Here is a 17,045-nt window from a genome sequence, read left to right as displayed (position 1 = left end):
TCAATGCAGATGCACCGAAGCGGGCTTTTTATTAATTAGTACTCCATTTTCGCCAATCTTACATAGCCTTCATAACGGTTTTTCGCTTGTACTTCAGCAATCTTAAAGAGTTCATCAGCACTTTCTGAATCACTAGCCATAAGCGACGTATAACGCGTTTCAGCCATGAGGAAATCACGGAAACTTCCTGTTGGTTCTTTAGAATCCAAGAAGAATGGATTCTTGCCTTCTGCGCCAACGCGTGGGTCAAATCTCCAAAGATGCCAGTAACCTGCTTCAACAGCTTCTTTCATTCTTCTTTGTGTTGTTCCCATACCCGTCTTAATACCATGTGCTATACATGGTGAATAACAGATAATTAACGATGGGCCTTCATATGCTTCAGCTTCCTGCAACACCTTCATAAAATGATTTTGATTTGCACCCATAGAAACTTGAGCGACATAAACATAACCATAAGTTGTTGCCATCATTCCCAAATCTTTTTTCTTTACTTTCATACCAGATGCCGCAAATTTAGCAACAGCGCCAACTGGAGTAGATTTAGAGGCTTGTCCACCAGTGTTAGAATAAACTTCTGTGTCAAACACCAAGACATTGACATTTTCACCACTGGCAAGAACATGATCAAGGCCACCGAAACCAATGTCATAAGCCCATCCGTCACCACCAACAATCCAAACGGAACGCTTAACGAGGTAATCTTTATGATTTTCAGCATATGCAAGTAATTCTTTTGCCGCTGAATCTGTTACCGAATTGTTTTCAAGAACTGCAAGCACTTTTTCAGCTGCTGCTTTAGAAGCATCGGCGTCGTCCATGCCTTCAATCCAAGCAGTGAAGGCTTCATTTACAGTTGAATCAACATTCATATCGATTAACTTCTGGAAATTTTCAACCATTGCTTCACGAATTCGACGGACTGCAATTGCCATACCATGTCCATATTCAGCATTGTCTTCGAACAACGAGTTCGCCCAAGCTGGACCTTTACCTTCTGCATTTGTTGTATAAGGTGTAGAAGGTGCTGAACCACCCCAGATAGATGAACAGCCAGTCGCATTGGCAATCATCATACGATCTCCGTAAAGTTGCGTAACCGCCTTAATATAAGGTGTTTCACCACAACCTGCACACGCACCAGAGAATTCAAACAAAGGTTGTGCAAATTGTGACCCTTTAACAGAGCCAAGTGGCATTTTATCATCTTTAACTGGCAAATCAACCACATACGCCCAATTTTCAGCTTGTGGGTCAACTTGAGTTTCAATCGGCTTCATCACAAGTGCTTTTTGCTTAGATGGGCACACATCAGCACAGTTTCCACAACCTGTACAGTCATAAGGAGACACTTGAATTTTGTAATTTAGTCCCTCTAAACCTTTGCCAATAGCCTTTTTAGTTTCCAAACCTTCTGGCGCATTTGCAACTTCTTCATCAGTTAATAAGAATGGTCTAATTGCAGCATGTGGACATACATATGAACACTGATTACACTGAATACAATTGTCTATTTGCCACTCTGGAATATTAACCGCAATGCCTCGTTTCTCATAAGCAGCAGTTCCAGGCTCAAAAGATCCATCTTCAATGCCTTTAAAAGTGCTAACTGGTAAATCATCACCCTTTTGAGCTGCAATTGGTCTAAGGATATCCTTAATAAATGAAGGCTCGCCTTTTGCTTCAACTTTCACGCCTTCTTCAGCATTTGCCCAATCAGCAGGTACAGAAATTTTAGCAAGTTTTTCAATACCATAGTCAACAGCCTTATTGTTTAAGTCAACAATTTTTTGGCCTTTGCTGCCATAAGATTTCTTTATAGCTTCTTTAAGGTATCTAACCGCATCGTCAAGATCAATAACTGCAGCCAATTTAAAGAAGGCCGCTTGCATGATCATGTTGATTCTGTTACCAAGACCAATTTCTTCAGCAATGCTTGTTGCATCAATTGTATAGAAGTTAATCTCATTTTTTGCAATATATTTTTTCATATCAGCAGGCAATAAAGCTGCAACTTCTTCTTGAGTCCACTTGCAGTTCAACACAAATGTGCCACCTTTTTTTAGACCCTTCAGCAAGTCATACTGATATACATAAGATTGATTGTGACATGCAACATAATCTGCTTCATCAATCAAATACGTTGCACGAATTGGCGACTTGCCAAATCTAAGATGCGAAACCGTAATACCACCTGATTTTTTTGAATCGTATGAAAAATAACCTTGAGCATACATATCTGTGTTATCACCGATAATCTTAATGGCATTTTTGTTGGCCCCAACAGTTCCGTCAGATCCAAGTCCCCAGAATTTACATCTGATTGTATCTTTGTTTTCTGCAACAATGTTCTCTTCAACATTTAATGAAAGGTTGGTTACATCGTCTACAATACCAATTGTAAAGTTGTTTGCAGGTTTCTCATTTTTAAGTTCATCATAAACCCGTTTAATATGTGTTGGTGTTGTATCTTTTGAGCCCAAACCATATCGACCCCCAACAACAATTGGTGCATTTTCCATTTCATAGAACATCGCTCTAACGTCTTTGTATAATGGCTCTCCATCTGATCCAGGTTCTTTTGTTCGATCTAGAACTGCAATTTTCTTTACAGATTCAGGCAAAATATCAAAGAAGTATTTTGGCGCCCAAGGTCGATACAATCTAACTTTAATAAGACCAACCTTCTCACCTTTTTCAGCGAGGTAATCAACAGTTTCTTCTGCCGCTTCAATAACAGAGCCCATAGCCACTATGACACGTTCGGCATCAGGCGCACCGTAATAATCAAAAGGCTTATATGTTCTACCAGTTAATTCACTGATTTTTTCCATATAGTCCGCAACGATTTCTGGTACTGCATCATAAAATCTGTTAGATGACTCTCTTGCTTGGAAGAATATATCTGGATTTTGCGCTGTTCCGCGAGTCAATGGATGCTCTGGAGAAAGCGCATTATTTCTAAATGCTTTTATAGCGTCGTGATCAACAAGTCTATCAAAGTCGGCATAATCAATCACTTCAATTTTTTGGACTTCATGTGATGTTCTAAAGCCATCAAAGAAATGTACAAATGGGATTCTTGATTTTATGGCAGCCATATGTGCAACACCACCAAGATCCATTACTTCCTGTACAGAACAAGAAGCTAAAAATGCAAATCCTGTTTGTCTAGCAGACATTACATCCGAATGATCACCAAAGATAGAAAGTGCATGTGATGCCAGTGCTCTTGCACTTACATGGAATACACCCGGCAACAATTCGCCAGCGATTTTATACATGTTTGGAATCATCAAGAGCAAACCTTGAGAAGCTGTAAACGTAGTTGTCAGTGCGCCTGCCTGTAACGATCCGTGTACGGCACCAGCAGCACCACCTTCAGATTGAAGCTCAGATACCAATACAGGTTGACCAAAGATATTTTTCTGCCCATTAGCAGCCCACTCATCAACTGCCTCTGCCATATTGGATGACGGTGTAATCGGGTAGATTGCAGCAACATCTGTAAATGCGTATGCAACATACGCTGCAGCAGTATTGCCGTCCATGGTTTTCATAACTTTTTTACCCATTTAAAATAGCCTCCTTTAATTCAATTGTTGAATCTCACAAGATGATACTCACATCTTGTAACGCCTTAAATAACTGTCCCTCAACTTGATTGACAATTTAATGACAAATAGTTGCCCCTACCAAAACGCTTCAGGTTTATTATATAGAACTTTCTGCTTAAAGTAAACCTCTAATAGTCGGCGTTCAAGTGCATTATAGCACATTTGTATTTTGTATACAATAAGAGTTTGCTTTTAGTTTTTTGTGAATCGTGCTAGGATTTAAGCCCCTTTTATTCTATAATGAAGGGAGGAGAATCAAATACTTTATTAGAGGTGAAATAAGATGAACTGCAGATTAAACATTAAAGACAACATTCACTGGATTGGTGTCAATGATCGAGAGACGACACTTTTCGAAAATTATTGGCCCCTAGAGCAGGGCGTAGCCTACAATTCCTATTTAATCAATGACGAAAAAATCGCTATTATGGACACCGTGAAATTTAATAAAACGACAGAATATCTTGAAAAAATTAAGGAAATCATAGGCGATAGACCAGTAGACTACTTAATCGTCAATCATATGGAGCCTGACCATTCAGGGTCTATGCTTGCTTTACTTGGTGCCTATCCAGACATGAAAATTGTTGGAAACAAAAAAACATTTCCATTTATTGAAGGCTTTTATGGCATTACAAAAAATCATTACGTGGTAGATGACGGCGATGAACTGGATTTAGGCTACCATAAGCTTAAGTTTTATTTGACGCCAATGGTTCACTGGCCTGAAACAATGATGACTTATGATCAAACAAGCAAGATACTCTTTTCCATGGATGCCTTCGGCGGATTTGGCGCACTAGATGGCGGTATATTTGATGATGAGATTAATTTTGATTTTTACGAAGATGAAACCAGACGTTATTATTCTAATATTGTTGCAAAATACAGCCCAATGGTTCAACGCAGTCTGAAAAAACTCTCAGACTTAGACATTCAAATAATTGCACCAACTCATGGCCCGATCTGGCGCACCAATCCTGAAAAGATATTAAACTTATACGACAAATGGTCAAAGTTTGAAGCTGAAAAAGGAGTCGTAATCGTCTATGGGTCTATGTATGGAAATACCGCCAAAATGGCAGACTATCTCGCACGAATTATCGCTGAAAACGGCATTAAAAATGTAAAGGTATACGACGCTTCTAAAACGCACAACTCCTATATTCTTAGCGATATCTGGAAGTACAGGTCTGTAATTATTGGGTCATGTGCCTATAACACAAAAGTTTTTTCATCAGTTGAAACACTTCTTGCCAAGCTAAGCAACTCTGGTTTAAAAGATCGATGGATTTCCGTTTTCGGGAACAAGTCTTGGTCAGGAGGTGGGGTTTCTGGTATCGAGGCCTTTGTTCAAGAAATTGGATGGGAAAAAATCGGACCTTCTATAGAAGCAACTTATTCTCCAAAAGATGCAGAATTTGAGTCACTTAAATCTCTTGGTAAAGAAGTTGCCCAAAAACTAACGGAGACTTATGGGGATTAACAAAAAAACCTTTAAAACATCAAACACGGTGTTTTAAAGGTTTTTTTACTTACCAGAGCATTAATCGTTCTGCCTCTGCTTCAAGCATATCTCTGAATTTTGGATGCGCGATCGCAATTAAGCGCTTCACTCTCTCTCTAACAGATGTCCCTCTTAAAGCAGCTACCCCGTACTCCGTCACTACAAAATCCACGTCATTTCTAGACAAAGTCACAATTGCACCTGGTGTTAACATAGGCACAATTTTTGATTTCTCCTCAATTTCACCTGTGGCTTTATTGCGTATTTCCGCTGTAGAATATAAGGCAATAAAGGATTTTCCATTTTTAGCGTTTTGCGCGCCAACGGCAGTATCAACCTGACCACCCGTCCCACTAATTTGTCTTGTCCCAACTGATTCAGAACAACATTGACCTGTTAAATCAATTTCAATTGACGTATTAATGGAAACCATGTTGTCATTTCCGCCAACCACATATGGGTCGTTGACATAAGTCCCTCTAAGAATGGACACCCCTGGATTTTCATGAATAAAATCATATAACTTCTGGGACCCCAGGGCAAAAGCTGCTACCATCTTATTTTTGTGTAAAGTCTTAAGCTTACCACTAACTGCGCCAGATTCAACCAAATCCACCATACCGTCCGTAAACATTTCTGTATGAATCCCCAAATCCTTTTTATGTGTCAGCGCATGCGCCACTGCATTGGGGATACCACCAATTCCCAGTTGGATTGTAGACCCATCGTCTATGAGATCCGCAATATAGTTACCGATTACCCGGTCTTTTTCATTGGATTCCGATATCGGAAGCGTCGGCAATTTATAGTCTGCCTCAATAAAATAATCCACGTCTGTAATATGCACTTCAGTATCTCCAAATGTTCTTGGAACATTTGGATTTATTTCAAGGATTACAATGTCGGCATTTTCAACCATGTCTTTTTCATAAACATTGCTAACGCCAAGGGAGACATATCCATGGTTGTCTACTGGTGAACAATTGCCAATATAGATATTCGGGTGACGATACTGCATTCTTTTTGTTGAAGCAAAATGAAGATGATTGGGAATGAATGTAATGTTGCCGTTGTGATGCAATTTTCGCATAGCACCACTGTAGAACCACCCTTCTAGCAGAAAAGAATCCTTATATGAGGGATTGCTAAAAAATGCATACTCACCCATCGGTAAGCAATTGACCATATGAACGTCTTTAACTCTTGACGCTTCTTCATGCAAGCGTTCAAGAAAAAGCCTCGGTTCTGCGGCACCAAGACCCAAAACAACTTCATATCCCGATTGAACCAGTGCAAGTGCATCTTCAACTTGAATTCTCTTACTTAAATAAAGTGATTGATTATACATTACGTTCACTCCCTTCTCCCCATTGAATTACATTGGCCGCCCAAGCATACCCAATACCAGCTGCAATCATAGCAATTATAGAACCATCCCGGATCATGCCACGCGCCAGCGCAATGTGAAGGGATAAAATCTGATCAACTTGTCCAATGTGACCGAATTCACTAAGATAAATCGACTGATCTTCATTAAGGCCCAACAACTCTAACATGTGTATATGCATGGAGTGTTTAAAATGCAACACCGCCAAGTAATCAAGTTCACTTTTGTCAACCTTAGATTTTTCAAATGCTAAATCTATGCATTTCATCCAATTTGACATAGACACTTCATTAAGTCTATCCTTCATGTGCTTGGGATGCATTAATCGAAGCGACCTATAGGCCTCATCCAAATTGTCCTTGTTAATTGGGTTTACTGTACCCCCAATTTCAACACCCGCATCTCTAGCCATACTGCCATCAGACATAATATGGGATTCCAGCAACAAATTGCGATTGTAGTCTGCCTTTAATAGTATTGCGCCACCACCTGCACCCAAGTTAAACATCATACTCATATTAGGATCGGCATAGTCAACAAAATCGCCATTTCGATACCCACCACAAACCATTATTGTATTAATACTGGTGTCTGCCACCAGCATATCCTTTGCAATTTTCATAGCAGAAACAGTTGTACAACATCTGTTTTGCAAATCAATACCCCATGCATTTTTAGCGCCTATTCTTTCTTGAATATAAATAGCAGACGTGGTCAGTGGGTATTCTTTCCACTCTTCGCCCATACAGAGAATCACGTCAATCTCCAAAGGGTCTACACCTGTATTTTTCAAACAGTCAAGTGCTGCTAAAACACCCATTTCTTGAGTACCATCATTAGGTCCAGGTACTGGTTTTTCACTAAAACCAAGCTTGTTTACAATTGCTTCCTCAGCCCATATGCCACCTGTCGCCTCAGAAATTTCCCGTGCCGTTATACGTTCATCGGGGATATAAATCCCAGTTCCTACAATCCCCACATTTCGCCTTTTCATAAGTTTCCTCCTGACACATTTGTTTGATTTCTATATATTGCAAAAGACGTGCCAAGAAATAAATATAAAAAACAGCATTATCCAAAGGATAATGCCGTTTAATGGTGTTCAAATATATAACACTGTACAAAATATGTACAACAGAATGTTTAAAAGCGCTATGCTTCTATTTTATATTTTTCAATTTTTTCATACAAACTCGTTCGACTAATTCCTAAAACTTTTGCCGCCTTAAGTTTGTTATAATTCATCACCTTCAAACAGTTCAGAATTGTTGATTTCTCAATTTCTTCAACCGCTTCTCTCAGCGACTGTAAATGCGTTGGAGACACTGGTTGACTTAAATCAGCTTCCTTATGATGGGCAATTACGTGCATGGGCAAATGCTGTAACTCAATCGTTTCCTGATCCGTTAAATTAATTGCACGTTCAATTACATTTTCCAGTTCCCTGATATTTCCTGGCCAATTATAGGCTTTCAAACTTTCAAGTGCATCCACAGTAATATTATTCACATATTTTCCAAGTGATCCAGATAATTTTTCCATAAGTTTTAGCGTTAAAACTTCTATATCTTCTTTTCGATTTCTTAACGGTGGCACTTCGATGTTAATTACATTTAAGCGATAATACAAATCTTCTCTAAAAGCCTGTTCCTTTATGCGTTCTTTTAGATCATGATTGGTTGCAGCAATAATTCGACAATCCACTGGAATTGTCCTGTTTCCACCAATACGTTCAATTTCCTTTTCTTGTAGAACACGTAAAATTTTCACCTGCATTTCTAAAGGCATGTCTCCTATTTCATCTAAAAAAATCGTCCCACCAGCAGCCAATTCAAACTTCCCGATTTTACCTTGTTTTTTTGCCCCTGTAAACGCGCCTTCTTCATAACCAAAAAGTTCAGATTCAAGCAAATCCTTCGGAATCGCCGCACAATTGATTTTAACAAAAGGGCCCTCAGCCCGTTTGCTCTCATTGTGTATCGCATGTGCAAAGAGCTCTTTTCCAGTCCCACTCTCGCCAATAATCAACACATTGGAATCTGTTTTGGCAGACCGCGAGGCCATCTTCTTCACTTCCTGCATTAAAATCGAATTGCCGACGATTGTCTTCCAATTATATTTAGCCCCTCGAATATGCTTAAGTTCTTCTTGATAAATTGATAATTTACCTTCCAAAAGTTTATTCTTTTCAAGCACTTCCTTAAGTTGCTTAATGTCGTCAAATACAACCATCCCAAACCCGTAAGCTACATCGCCATTGTCATCTAAAACTGGAATCCTATGGACAATTGCTGTGTGCCCGTTTGAAAACTTATGTTTATAATTGATCTCCGCTCTTTTGGTTTTGATCACAAATGGAAATCGTGTGTTGGGATCAATTTCAGCTACAGGCCTACCAATTATTTCACTTCTAGGGTGTCCCAAATACTCTGCAAAAGCTTCATTAATCATGACGATTTCAGTATCCCTGTTGACAATGATAAATGGCACTTCAATTGGATCAAAGATTTGATGGAGTCTGTTCATAAACATATTGTCTTGAATGTCATCTTTTTTCCCACTGTACGTATTCATATAAACCACCTTTTCAAATCAAAATTCCCCGACTTTCATTTTTTCTATTATATTATAAAGCAAAATGAATGCCAAATAAAAAACCCGTCGCAAAGAAATTTATTCTTCACAACGGGCTTTACACATATCCTATTTTTTAATCCAACATTACAAGTGTTCCAGTTTTTCCTTCGATACCTTCTTTGGCTTTTTCCAAAGATGTAATTAATGCTTTTCGACCTGGTTTTGATGTGGCAAACTTAAGCGCGGCTTCCACTTTAGGCAGCATACTACCAGGTGCAAAATGCCCTTCTGAAATATAGGTTTCTGCTTCTTTTTGATTAATTTTACTCAACCATTTTTCGTCTGGCTTTCCAAAATTAATTGCAACTTTCTCAACAGCCGTAAGAATTATTAAATAATCTGCATCAAGGATTTCAGCAATCTTTGCAGAAGCAAAATCTTTATCAATAACAGCTGGAATGCCTACAAGGCTATTGCCATCTTGATAAACGGGAATACCGCCACCCCCAACAGTTATCACCACATGGCCTTTTTCAACCAAAGCAGAAACAGTTTCCTTTTCCGCAACATCAATTGGTTTTGGAGAAGCAACAACACGACGATAACCACGTCCTGCGTCTTCAACCATTGAATACCCCTTTTCAGAAACAAGTCGGTCTGCTTCTTCTTTGCTGTAAAAAGCACCAATTGGTTTGGTTGGATTTTGAAATGCCGGATCGTTACGATCAACAATCACTTGTGTTACAACTGTCGCCACAGGTACTTGCATATTTCTATTTAAAAGTTCTTCGCGAATAGCATTTTGCAAGTGGTATCCAATATATCCCTGGCTCATTGCGCCACATTCAGGAAATGGCATTTCAGGTGTGCCTGCAGCAGAATTTGCAGCTGTGGACATTGCCAAATTAATCATACCAACTTGAGGTCCATTTCCATGAGCAAGAATTACTTCATGGCCAGCTTCAATTAAATCAACAATAGGTTTTGCAGTTCCCTTAACAAGTTTCAATTGCTCTTCAGGCGAATTGCCTAAAGCATTACCACCTAATGCAACTACAATTTTGTCTTTCATTTTCATGCGTAACCTCCAGACTTGAATTATAGGTTCCCGATGGTCGCTACCATAACTGCTTTTATAGTGTGCATTCTATTTTCTGCTTCATCAAAAACAACAGAATGCTTACTTCTGAATACTTCATCTGTAACTTCCATGGACTCCAAACCGAATTTTTCTTGAATATCTTTACCTACATCTGTCATTATATCATGGAATGCAGGAAGACAATGCATAAAGATCACATTATCGTTTTTGGTTCTAGACAACATATCCATATTAACCTGATAAGGTTTGAGCATATTGATACGCTCTTCAAATAAGTGTTCCTCACCCATTGAAACCCAAACATCTGTATAAATAACATCTGCATTTTCAACAGCATCAAGACTTTCACTAAGCTCAATTTTTGCACCTGTATATTTTGCCACTTCGTTCATTTCGTCTACAAGTTCTTGTGCTGGCCAAAGTGATTTTGGAGCAAGTGCTACAAAATGCATCCCCATTTTTGCTGCACCAATCATTAAAGAATTGCCCATATTATTTCGCGCATCTCCTGCATAGACAAACTTCACTTTGTTAAGCGGTTTATCCACATGTTCCATAATCGTTAAGAAATCTGCTAAAATCTGTGTTGGATGATACATGTCTGTAAGGCCATTCCACACAGGCACGCCTGCGTATTCAGCTAAAGCTTCAACTGTTTCTTGTTTAAACCCTCTAAATTCAATACCATCATAAAATCTGCCCAAAACTTTTGCAGTATCTTCAACACTCTCTTTTTTACCCATTTGACTATTGGTTAAAAAAGTTACATTGGCACCTTCATCAAATGCCGCCACTTCAAATGCACATCGTGTTCTTGTGGATGTTTTTTCGAAAATCAGGCAAATATTTTTGTGATCTAACAAATCGCCTTTAATCCCAGCACGTTTTTTTGCCTTTAAATCCTGTGACAAATTCAAAAGATATCTGATTTCTTCTGGTGTAAAATCTTTCAGTGTAATTAAATGTTTTCCTCTCAAATTTACTGGCATGACAAATCCTCCTTGAATTAAATAAATAGATTTAATGATTTATTTGATAAGCTCTCTGTAAAGCGGCATGGACATACATCTTGGACCACCCCGACCTCTAGACAATTCTGATGAAGGAATCACGTGTAATTTAATACCCGCTTCCTCTAAAAGACGATTGGTTACATGATTTCGCTCATACACAATTACTTCACCCGGTGATATGGCAAGCGTATTAGAACCGTCATTCCACTGCTCGCGTCCGGCATCAATGCCTTTTTTACCGCCACAGCGAATTAACTTCACCTCATCTACTTCCAAATATTTTTTTAAAATATGGTCAAGTGCTTCCCGCTCTTGATGAATAACGTATTCACCTTTTACATCTGTTCGTGACAATGAATAAACAGTTAACGGGCCTTCAATTTCTGGATGAATTGTGAAAACATTATGATCCACCATTGTAAAAACAGTATCCAAATGCATAAAAGCTCTTTCCTTTGGAATATCAAACGCTAAAATTGTTTTAAACGGCTGGCCGTCTGAAAAAATATTTTTAGCAATGCGTTCTATTGCACTTGCATCTGTTCGCTCGGAAATACCAATACAGACAGTGGTTTCATTAAGGACGAGTATATCGCCCCCCTCAATGGCATACTGGTCGGTTCGGTCATACCAAAATGGAATGTCTTGACCTTTAAACATTGGATGATTTTTAAAAATATAATCTGAAAATAAGGTTTCTCTACGCCGCGTCACAGTTCGCATTTGATTCAGGGCAATGCCATTTCCAATCGTTGAAAAAGGATCTCTTGTAAAATATAAATTTGGCATTGGGTCCACTACAAATGGATAAGTCATTTCAATCCGGTCTACCAATGAGCCTCCCACTTGTAAATCAAGTTCCTCACGCCGAATACCCGCCATCATTTTATCCACCATTTTCAGAGTATCTGAAAAAGATTCAAAATAGTCTTTTACATACTCAAAATGATTCGGATTCTTGATGCCAGCTTCTTTCAGAAAATCCGTTATAAATCTGCTTTTGAGACCCGAATCCACAAGGGATTCTGCCATAAGTTTTTCTAGGTACATTACTTCGACACCATTTTCCTGAAAAACCTTAGCAAAAGCATCATGTTCTTTTCTTGCAATCTTCAAAAAAGGGATGTCATCAAAAAGAAGTCTTTCCATTAAATCAGGTGTTAAATTTTCAATTTCTTCACCCGGTCTATGCAAGAGCACTTTTTTGAGTTTGCCAATTTCAGAATAAATCTGCAAGCCATTGGAGTTCATTACACCACCTCGTTTCTGGAATTTGTTGGAATAATATACACTACGTTAATTCTATCTCAAGTATAACATTTGACTTTGTATGCTTCAACACTACTTTTATCAATAGTTTTAAAGGGCGAACAATTATTCGTTAATGTATGTATATTCATACATTGTATCTTTTGTAAGTTTATGGGTTTTGCAAAACGCAACACATTCTATTTTCAGAATATTAGAACTATCCAGAGTTTTTCCAAATTCTTAATAGAGAATAAACATAAAAAAAAATAAATAAAGATTTTTGCAAAAAAAAAAATAAGGACAATCCTTATTTTAAGAAACCTGAATCACGCCTGAGGTACCTACTACAGTCACTTCAACAGATTCAGTCAATATATCCGAATAACTAAAAGAGATAGTTCTTTCCGCTTCAGTTCCTTGATCGACTCTAACTGTAAATATACATGGGAATACATTTTCAATTATGCCTTCTCGAACTTTGACTTTTCTCTTTCCCTTATTGGTTCTTAGAATGACTTTTTTTCCAAGACATTCCATTACATTACTTTTGATACCATCCAAGGTTTGCCGTGTCGCCAAATAAACCACCATCCTCTCATCCACTTCACCAATTATAACATCATAACAATAAAAAGTCAATATTATACCGATTCTCACAGGTGTTGTCAATACACAATATTCTTTTACAGCCTTTTTTTTAATGCTTATTTAATAATTCCTTAAGATTTTACCACAGTAATACTGGTAAAATCTAAATACCCACATTACATACATGAATCAAAGTGAAGGGACTGAAAAAAATATGATTAAATTTTCAAGCATTACATTTGTGGGCCTCATGGTTCTATTGTTCATCCTAGCTTTTTCAACACTCTATTTTCCAAGTTCAACGTTTTTAAATAGTGCAATCCATCTTTTTGCTGTACTCTTATTAATTGTGGGTATAATATTAATTGGAGCCCTAATATATGACCGATACAGAGATTACAAAACTGAAGGGGAAGACCATAAAAAATATTAATTAAGGGAGGCGTTTGAGATGATCCTTGTCACAACACCTGATTTTCCTGCTGGAAAAATTATACGCACACTGGGAATGGTAAGAGGCAGTACTATAAGAGCACGACATATCGGAAAAGATATTTCATCTGCATTTCGTCACCTTGTTGGTGGTGAAATGAAAGAATATAATGAAATGCTCACAGAAGCAAGACAAATCGCTACAAAACTCATGGTGGATGAAGCCATAAAGCTTGGCGCCAACGCTATTGTTAATGTCCGTTATTCCACATCGAGCGTTCTTCAAGGCGCTGCAGAAATCTTAGCTTATGGAACTGCCGTTATAATTGAAACGCCAAATCAATAGACTGCTTCTTTAGAATTTTTAAATCTGTTAATTTTATGTCAACAATGTTGAAAATCTCCTGATTTTTGTTATAATATGACATGAGTTGTTTGCAAAACACTTAGGAGGTGGCTTGTAATGAGGAAATTATTTAGTTTAATGCTAGTTTTAGCATTAGTAGGAAGTTTAATGATAGGTTGCGGTAGCACTGATGAGCCAGATAATATGACACCGGAAACAACAGCAGCACCAGAAACATCTGCACCTGAAGTTCAAGGCGATTACGAAGATGGTATTTATTTTGCAACTGAGCCAGGTTTTTCGGATTCAGGTTGGAAAGGTACTGTAACAGTTACCGTTGAAGGTGGCAATATTGTAGACGTTGACTGGAACGCAGCAAATACATCAGCTGGCAAAGATAAAAAGACAGCTTCAGCAGATGGGGATTATGGTATGGTTGCAAAAGGTAACGCTCAAGCTGAATGGCATGAGCAAGCCGAATTGGCGGAAGCTTACTTGATTGAAAATCAGAGTTTCGATGGCATCAACTATGTTGACGAAGATGGACACACAGATACAATTGCTGGTGTATCCATCCATGTAAATGATTTTGAAGCATTGGTTGAAACAGCTATGGCACAAGGTCCTGTAGGAACTGGTATCTATAAAGACGGTACATTCTCTGCAGAAGCAGATGCATTCAGTGATTCAGGTTGGAAAGATACTGTATCTTTCACTGTAATTAACGGCAACATTGTTGCAGCTAACTGGAATGCTATTGGCGAAACAAGTGAGAAAGATAAGAAAACAGCTTCAATCGATGGTGATTATGGTATGGTCGCAAAAGGTAACGCATCTGCTGAATGGCATGAGCAAGCTATGGAAATTGAAAACTACCTGATTAGCGTTCAAGATCTTGGTGAAATTGATACAATTGCAAGTGTTTCCATTTCTTTTGATGGTTTCCTTGCATTGGCTGAAGAAGCTTTAGAATTACGATAATAGAATAGAGAAAAGCTGCAAACAACAACTCATATTGCAATAAAAAATAAGGCACCCACTATTGGGTGCCTTTTTTATTGATTAATATACAAGTTTATAGGTGTCATCTATTAACCTAAATTTTGATTTTAATCCTGGCGTTACTATAATGTCTTTATCCGATTGTATAAAAAGCGCTTCAACGCCTTCAAGTGATTCAACCAGTTCATACCCCTTTTCAACCCCCAATACAAAAACTGCTGTTGACAGGGCGTCTCCATCCACAGAAACATCTGACACTATGGAAATGGCCAGTAAATCATTCTGTTCAGGATAGCCTGTGTTAGGGTTAATCAAGTGGTGGTACCTGACGCCATTTTCTTCAAAGAAACGCTCATAGACACCAGAAGATACCACAGAATTATCATTTAGTTCAAGAATTCCCAGAGAAGTTCCCGAATCCGAAAGTGGATCCCTTATACCAACAGACCAATAGTCTGAATTTGGCTTATTTCCAACCATCAAAACATTTCCGCCTAAGTTGATAATGGCATTTGTATATCCCTTTTCTAAAATCAAAGCTTTAATCTCGTCCGCAATGTATCCTTTAGCAATTGCCCCAAGATCAAGAAACATATCTTTTTCATTCAAAAATACTGTTTTAGTGTCATAATCAAGTTCAATTTTGTGATAGTCCACCTTAGAAAGGGCTTTCTCCAATTCGCTGGATTCCGGAACTTTCGCTTCATAAGTTCCAATACCCCACAAATTCACAAGTGGTCCAATTGAAATATCAAATGCCCCCTGTGATAGGTCCGCATATGTGATGCCTTGATGAATTAAGTTAAACAAATCATCTGGCACAGAAACAGGTGCATCACCTGCTGCTTGATTAATCCTAGACACGTAGGAATCTGTTATGTTCCTAGAAATCATGTCCTCATACCCTGCTATCAAATCAAAAATAGCATCAAAAATTGAATTCGGGGCCTCTTTTTCATCATAAATACTAATGGTAATTCGAGTTGCCAACTGATAACTTTCTTGGGTTGTAATGGTGCGATCTGTCGTTTTATCTTTTCTAACAGACGATTCAGAACGCGCATATGGCAATTCTTCAGAAGATGTCTCCTTGGTCTGACACCCCGAAAGGACACCAAGACTCATCAATAGAACTAAAAAAATACCAATTCTTTTCATTTCCTTCATTTAATTGAAATACCTTTCTCTACATATTGAATTCAGAATTTATTATAGCACATTTTAAACCCGATCCAATACAATTTTCCCAGAAACGGTACTTGCCTTAATAAAACGGTCTTGCGATCGATTGTCTACAGAGATGTGTTTTTTACCAGACACATTTTTTTCAACAATTGCAAAGCCACTTGCATCTATGGTTCCTGAAAGGGAATCAAAAAACAAATTGTATTTTTCTGGTTCAGGTAAATAAACAGCGATTTTTCCAGAAACACTTCCAGCTGTAATCGCCTTCAAATTATCATCCCCTGAAATTTCAATACTTCCCGAAACAGTTTTACTTTCAAGTTTTGCACAGGTACCTGAAGCTTTGATTTTTCCCGAAGTACTGCTCAATATAGCTTTAGGCGCACTTACATTATCACAAACAATGCTTCCAGAAGTGGATTTCAATTGAATAACCTTCGCCTTTACGTCAGTTGCAACAATTTTCCCACTCACACTTTTTGCTTCAAGGTCAACACCTCTGACACCTATCATTGATATTTTCCCCGAAACTGTTGAAAATTTACCTTTATCAATCTCAAAATCTTTAGGTAACTTTACATTAATAAATATTCCCGAGTCGCCATTAATGGTTATGCCTTTAAAAAAATCAAAAACATCTGAAAAATTCGAGGTCCGCGTCTCTTTTATAGAAAAATAATGTGCTTCTTCATAAAATTGAAGCCACTCTGGTTTTTCAACAAGTTCTCGAGTTTTAGAATCAAAAAGCTCTACAGTAACTTCTGTCACATTTGATCTTTCAATATTGACTTGTGATGCTACAAGTGCCACATCAATGCTTTTAACAAGTTCAGCTTCCACATGACTTTCGTCATCTTCTTCTGCAATTATGTCTTCTCTAAGTTCATCTTCAATTTTTTCAGTCTGTTCTAATGTTTCTAACAATTCCAGAGCTTTTTCCAAACTAATTTCCTTTGATTCAACCATCTTTAAGATATCCAGTTTACTATTCATCTTGTCCTCCTATTCAACTGCTTGCGCCCTTATAATTGGAGATTA

Annotated in this window: 14 protein-coding genes; 4 read left to right on the top strand and 10 right to left on the bottom strand. The window is 38.0% G+C overall.

What is annotated here, in order from left to right:
* Window positions 1-35: 35 nt before the first annotated feature.
* Window positions 36-3,575, bottom strand: coding sequence for a pyruvate:ferredoxin (flavodoxin) oxidoreductase (nifJ, locus tag JOC49_RS07075; protein WP_204663814.1), 3,540 nt, complete (start codon window positions 3,573-3,575; stop codon window positions 36-38).
* Between the two features lie 325 nt (window positions 3,576-3,900).
* On the opposite strand from nifJ, the gene JOC49_RS07070 reads away from it, so the two are divergent.
* The gene (locus tag JOC49_RS07070; protein ID WP_204663811.1) at window positions 3,901-5,103 is read left to right on the top strand and encodes an FprA family A-type flavoprotein; all 1,203 of its coding nucleotides are present in this window, start codon (window positions 3,901-3,903) and stop codon (window positions 5,101-5,103) included.
* A 49-nt stretch (window positions 5,104-5,152) separates the two neighbouring features.
* Here the strand turns inward: JOC49_RS07070 and JOC49_RS07065 are convergent, their stop codons facing one another.
* From JOC49_RS07065 to JOC49_RS07035, 7 genes are all read right to left on the bottom strand, one after another.
* On the bottom strand, window positions 5,153-6,472 hold the full coding sequence (locus JOC49_RS07065) for an acetyl-CoA hydrolase/transferase family protein (protein WP_204663809.1): 1,320 nt from the start codon (window positions 6,470-6,472) through the stop codon (window positions 5,153-5,155).
* Entirely contained in the window at window positions 6,465-7,505 is a 1,041-nt protein-coding gene (locus tag JOC49_RS07060) for a 3-oxoacyl-ACP synthase (RefSeq protein WP_204663807.1), read from the bottom strand. The genes JOC49_RS07065 and JOC49_RS07060 overlap by 8 nt, the downstream gene beginning before the upstream one ends.
* A 158-nt stretch (window positions 7,506-7,663) precedes the next feature.
* Window positions 7,664-9,085, bottom strand: coding sequence for a sigma-54 interaction domain-containing protein (locus tag JOC49_RS07055; RefSeq protein WP_204663805.1), 1,422 nt, complete (start codon window positions 9,083-9,085; stop codon window positions 7,664-7,666).
* Between the two features lie 136 nt (window positions 9,086-9,221).
* Window positions 9,222-10,160, bottom strand: a complete 939-nt coding sequence (gene arcC, locus JOC49_RS07050) for a carbamate kinase (protein ID WP_204663889.1) — start codon at window positions 10,158-10,160, stop codon at window positions 9,222-9,224.
* Window positions 10,161-10,186: 26 nt separating this feature from the next.
* Window positions 10,187-11,179 carry an ornithine carbamoyltransferase gene (argF, locus tag JOC49_RS07045; RefSeq protein ID WP_204663803.1) on the bottom strand — a complete coding sequence of 331 codons (993 nt, stop codon included), beginning with the start codon at window positions 11,177-11,179 and terminating at the stop codon, window positions 10,187-10,189.
* A gap of 39 nt (window positions 11,180-11,218) precedes the next feature.
* Entirely contained in the window at window positions 11,219-12,454 is a 1,236-nt protein-coding gene (gene arcA, locus JOC49_RS07040; RefSeq protein WP_204663801.1) for an arginine deiminase, read from the bottom strand.
* 312 nt (window positions 12,455-12,766) lie between these two features.
* Window positions 12,767-13,111 (bottom strand): Veg family protein, encoded by a 345-nt coding sequence (locus tag JOC49_RS07035; RefSeq protein ID WP_341534663.1) that lies wholly within the window; start codon window positions 13,109-13,111, stop codon window positions 12,767-12,769.
* A 115-nt stretch (window positions 13,112-13,226) separates the two neighbouring features.
* Between JOC49_RS07035 and JOC49_RS07030 the strand changes: the two genes are divergently transcribed.
* From JOC49_RS07030 to JOC49_RS07020, 3 genes are all read left to right on the top strand, one after another.
* The gene (locus JOC49_RS07030) at window positions 13,227-13,475 is read left to right on the top strand and encodes a hypothetical protein (protein ID WP_204663799.1); all 249 of its coding nucleotides are present in this window, start codon (window positions 13,227-13,229) and stop codon (window positions 13,473-13,475) included.
* A gap of 18 nt (window positions 13,476-13,493) precedes the next feature.
* Window positions 13,494-13,820: a YbjQ family protein gene (locus tag JOC49_RS07025; protein ID WP_204663797.1), complete on the top strand. Its 327-nt coding sequence runs from the start codon at window positions 13,494-13,496 to the stop codon at window positions 13,818-13,820.
* 117 nt (window positions 13,821-13,937) lie between these two features.
* Window positions 13,938-14,801 carry an FMN-binding protein gene (locus tag JOC49_RS07020; RefSeq protein ID WP_204663795.1) on the top strand — a complete coding sequence of 288 codons (864 nt, stop codon included), beginning with the start codon at window positions 13,938-13,940 and terminating at the stop codon, window positions 14,799-14,801.
* Window positions 14,802-14,882: 81 nt separating this feature from the next.
* Here the strand turns inward: JOC49_RS07020 and JOC49_RS07015 are convergent, their stop codons facing one another.
* Window positions 14,883-15,989 carry an FAD:protein FMN transferase gene (locus JOC49_RS07015; protein WP_204663793.1) on the bottom strand — a complete coding sequence of 369 codons (1,107 nt, stop codon included), beginning with the start codon at window positions 15,987-15,989 and terminating at the stop codon, window positions 14,883-14,885.
* A 54-nt stretch (window positions 15,990-16,043) separates the two neighbouring features.
* Window positions 16,044-17,000, bottom strand: coding sequence for a DUF4097 family beta strand repeat-containing protein (locus JOC49_RS07010; RefSeq protein WP_204663791.1), 957 nt, complete (start codon window positions 16,998-17,000; stop codon window positions 16,044-16,046).
* Window positions 17,001-17,045: the final 45 nt, after the last annotated feature.

This window comes from Fusibacter tunisiensis (assembly GCF_016908355.1).
Classification (GTDB): domain Bacteria; phylum Bacillota; class Clostridia; order Peptostreptococcales; family Acidaminobacteraceae; genus Fusibacter_D; species Fusibacter_D tunisiensis.
This window is presented reverse-complemented; position numbering and strand designations above follow the sequence as displayed.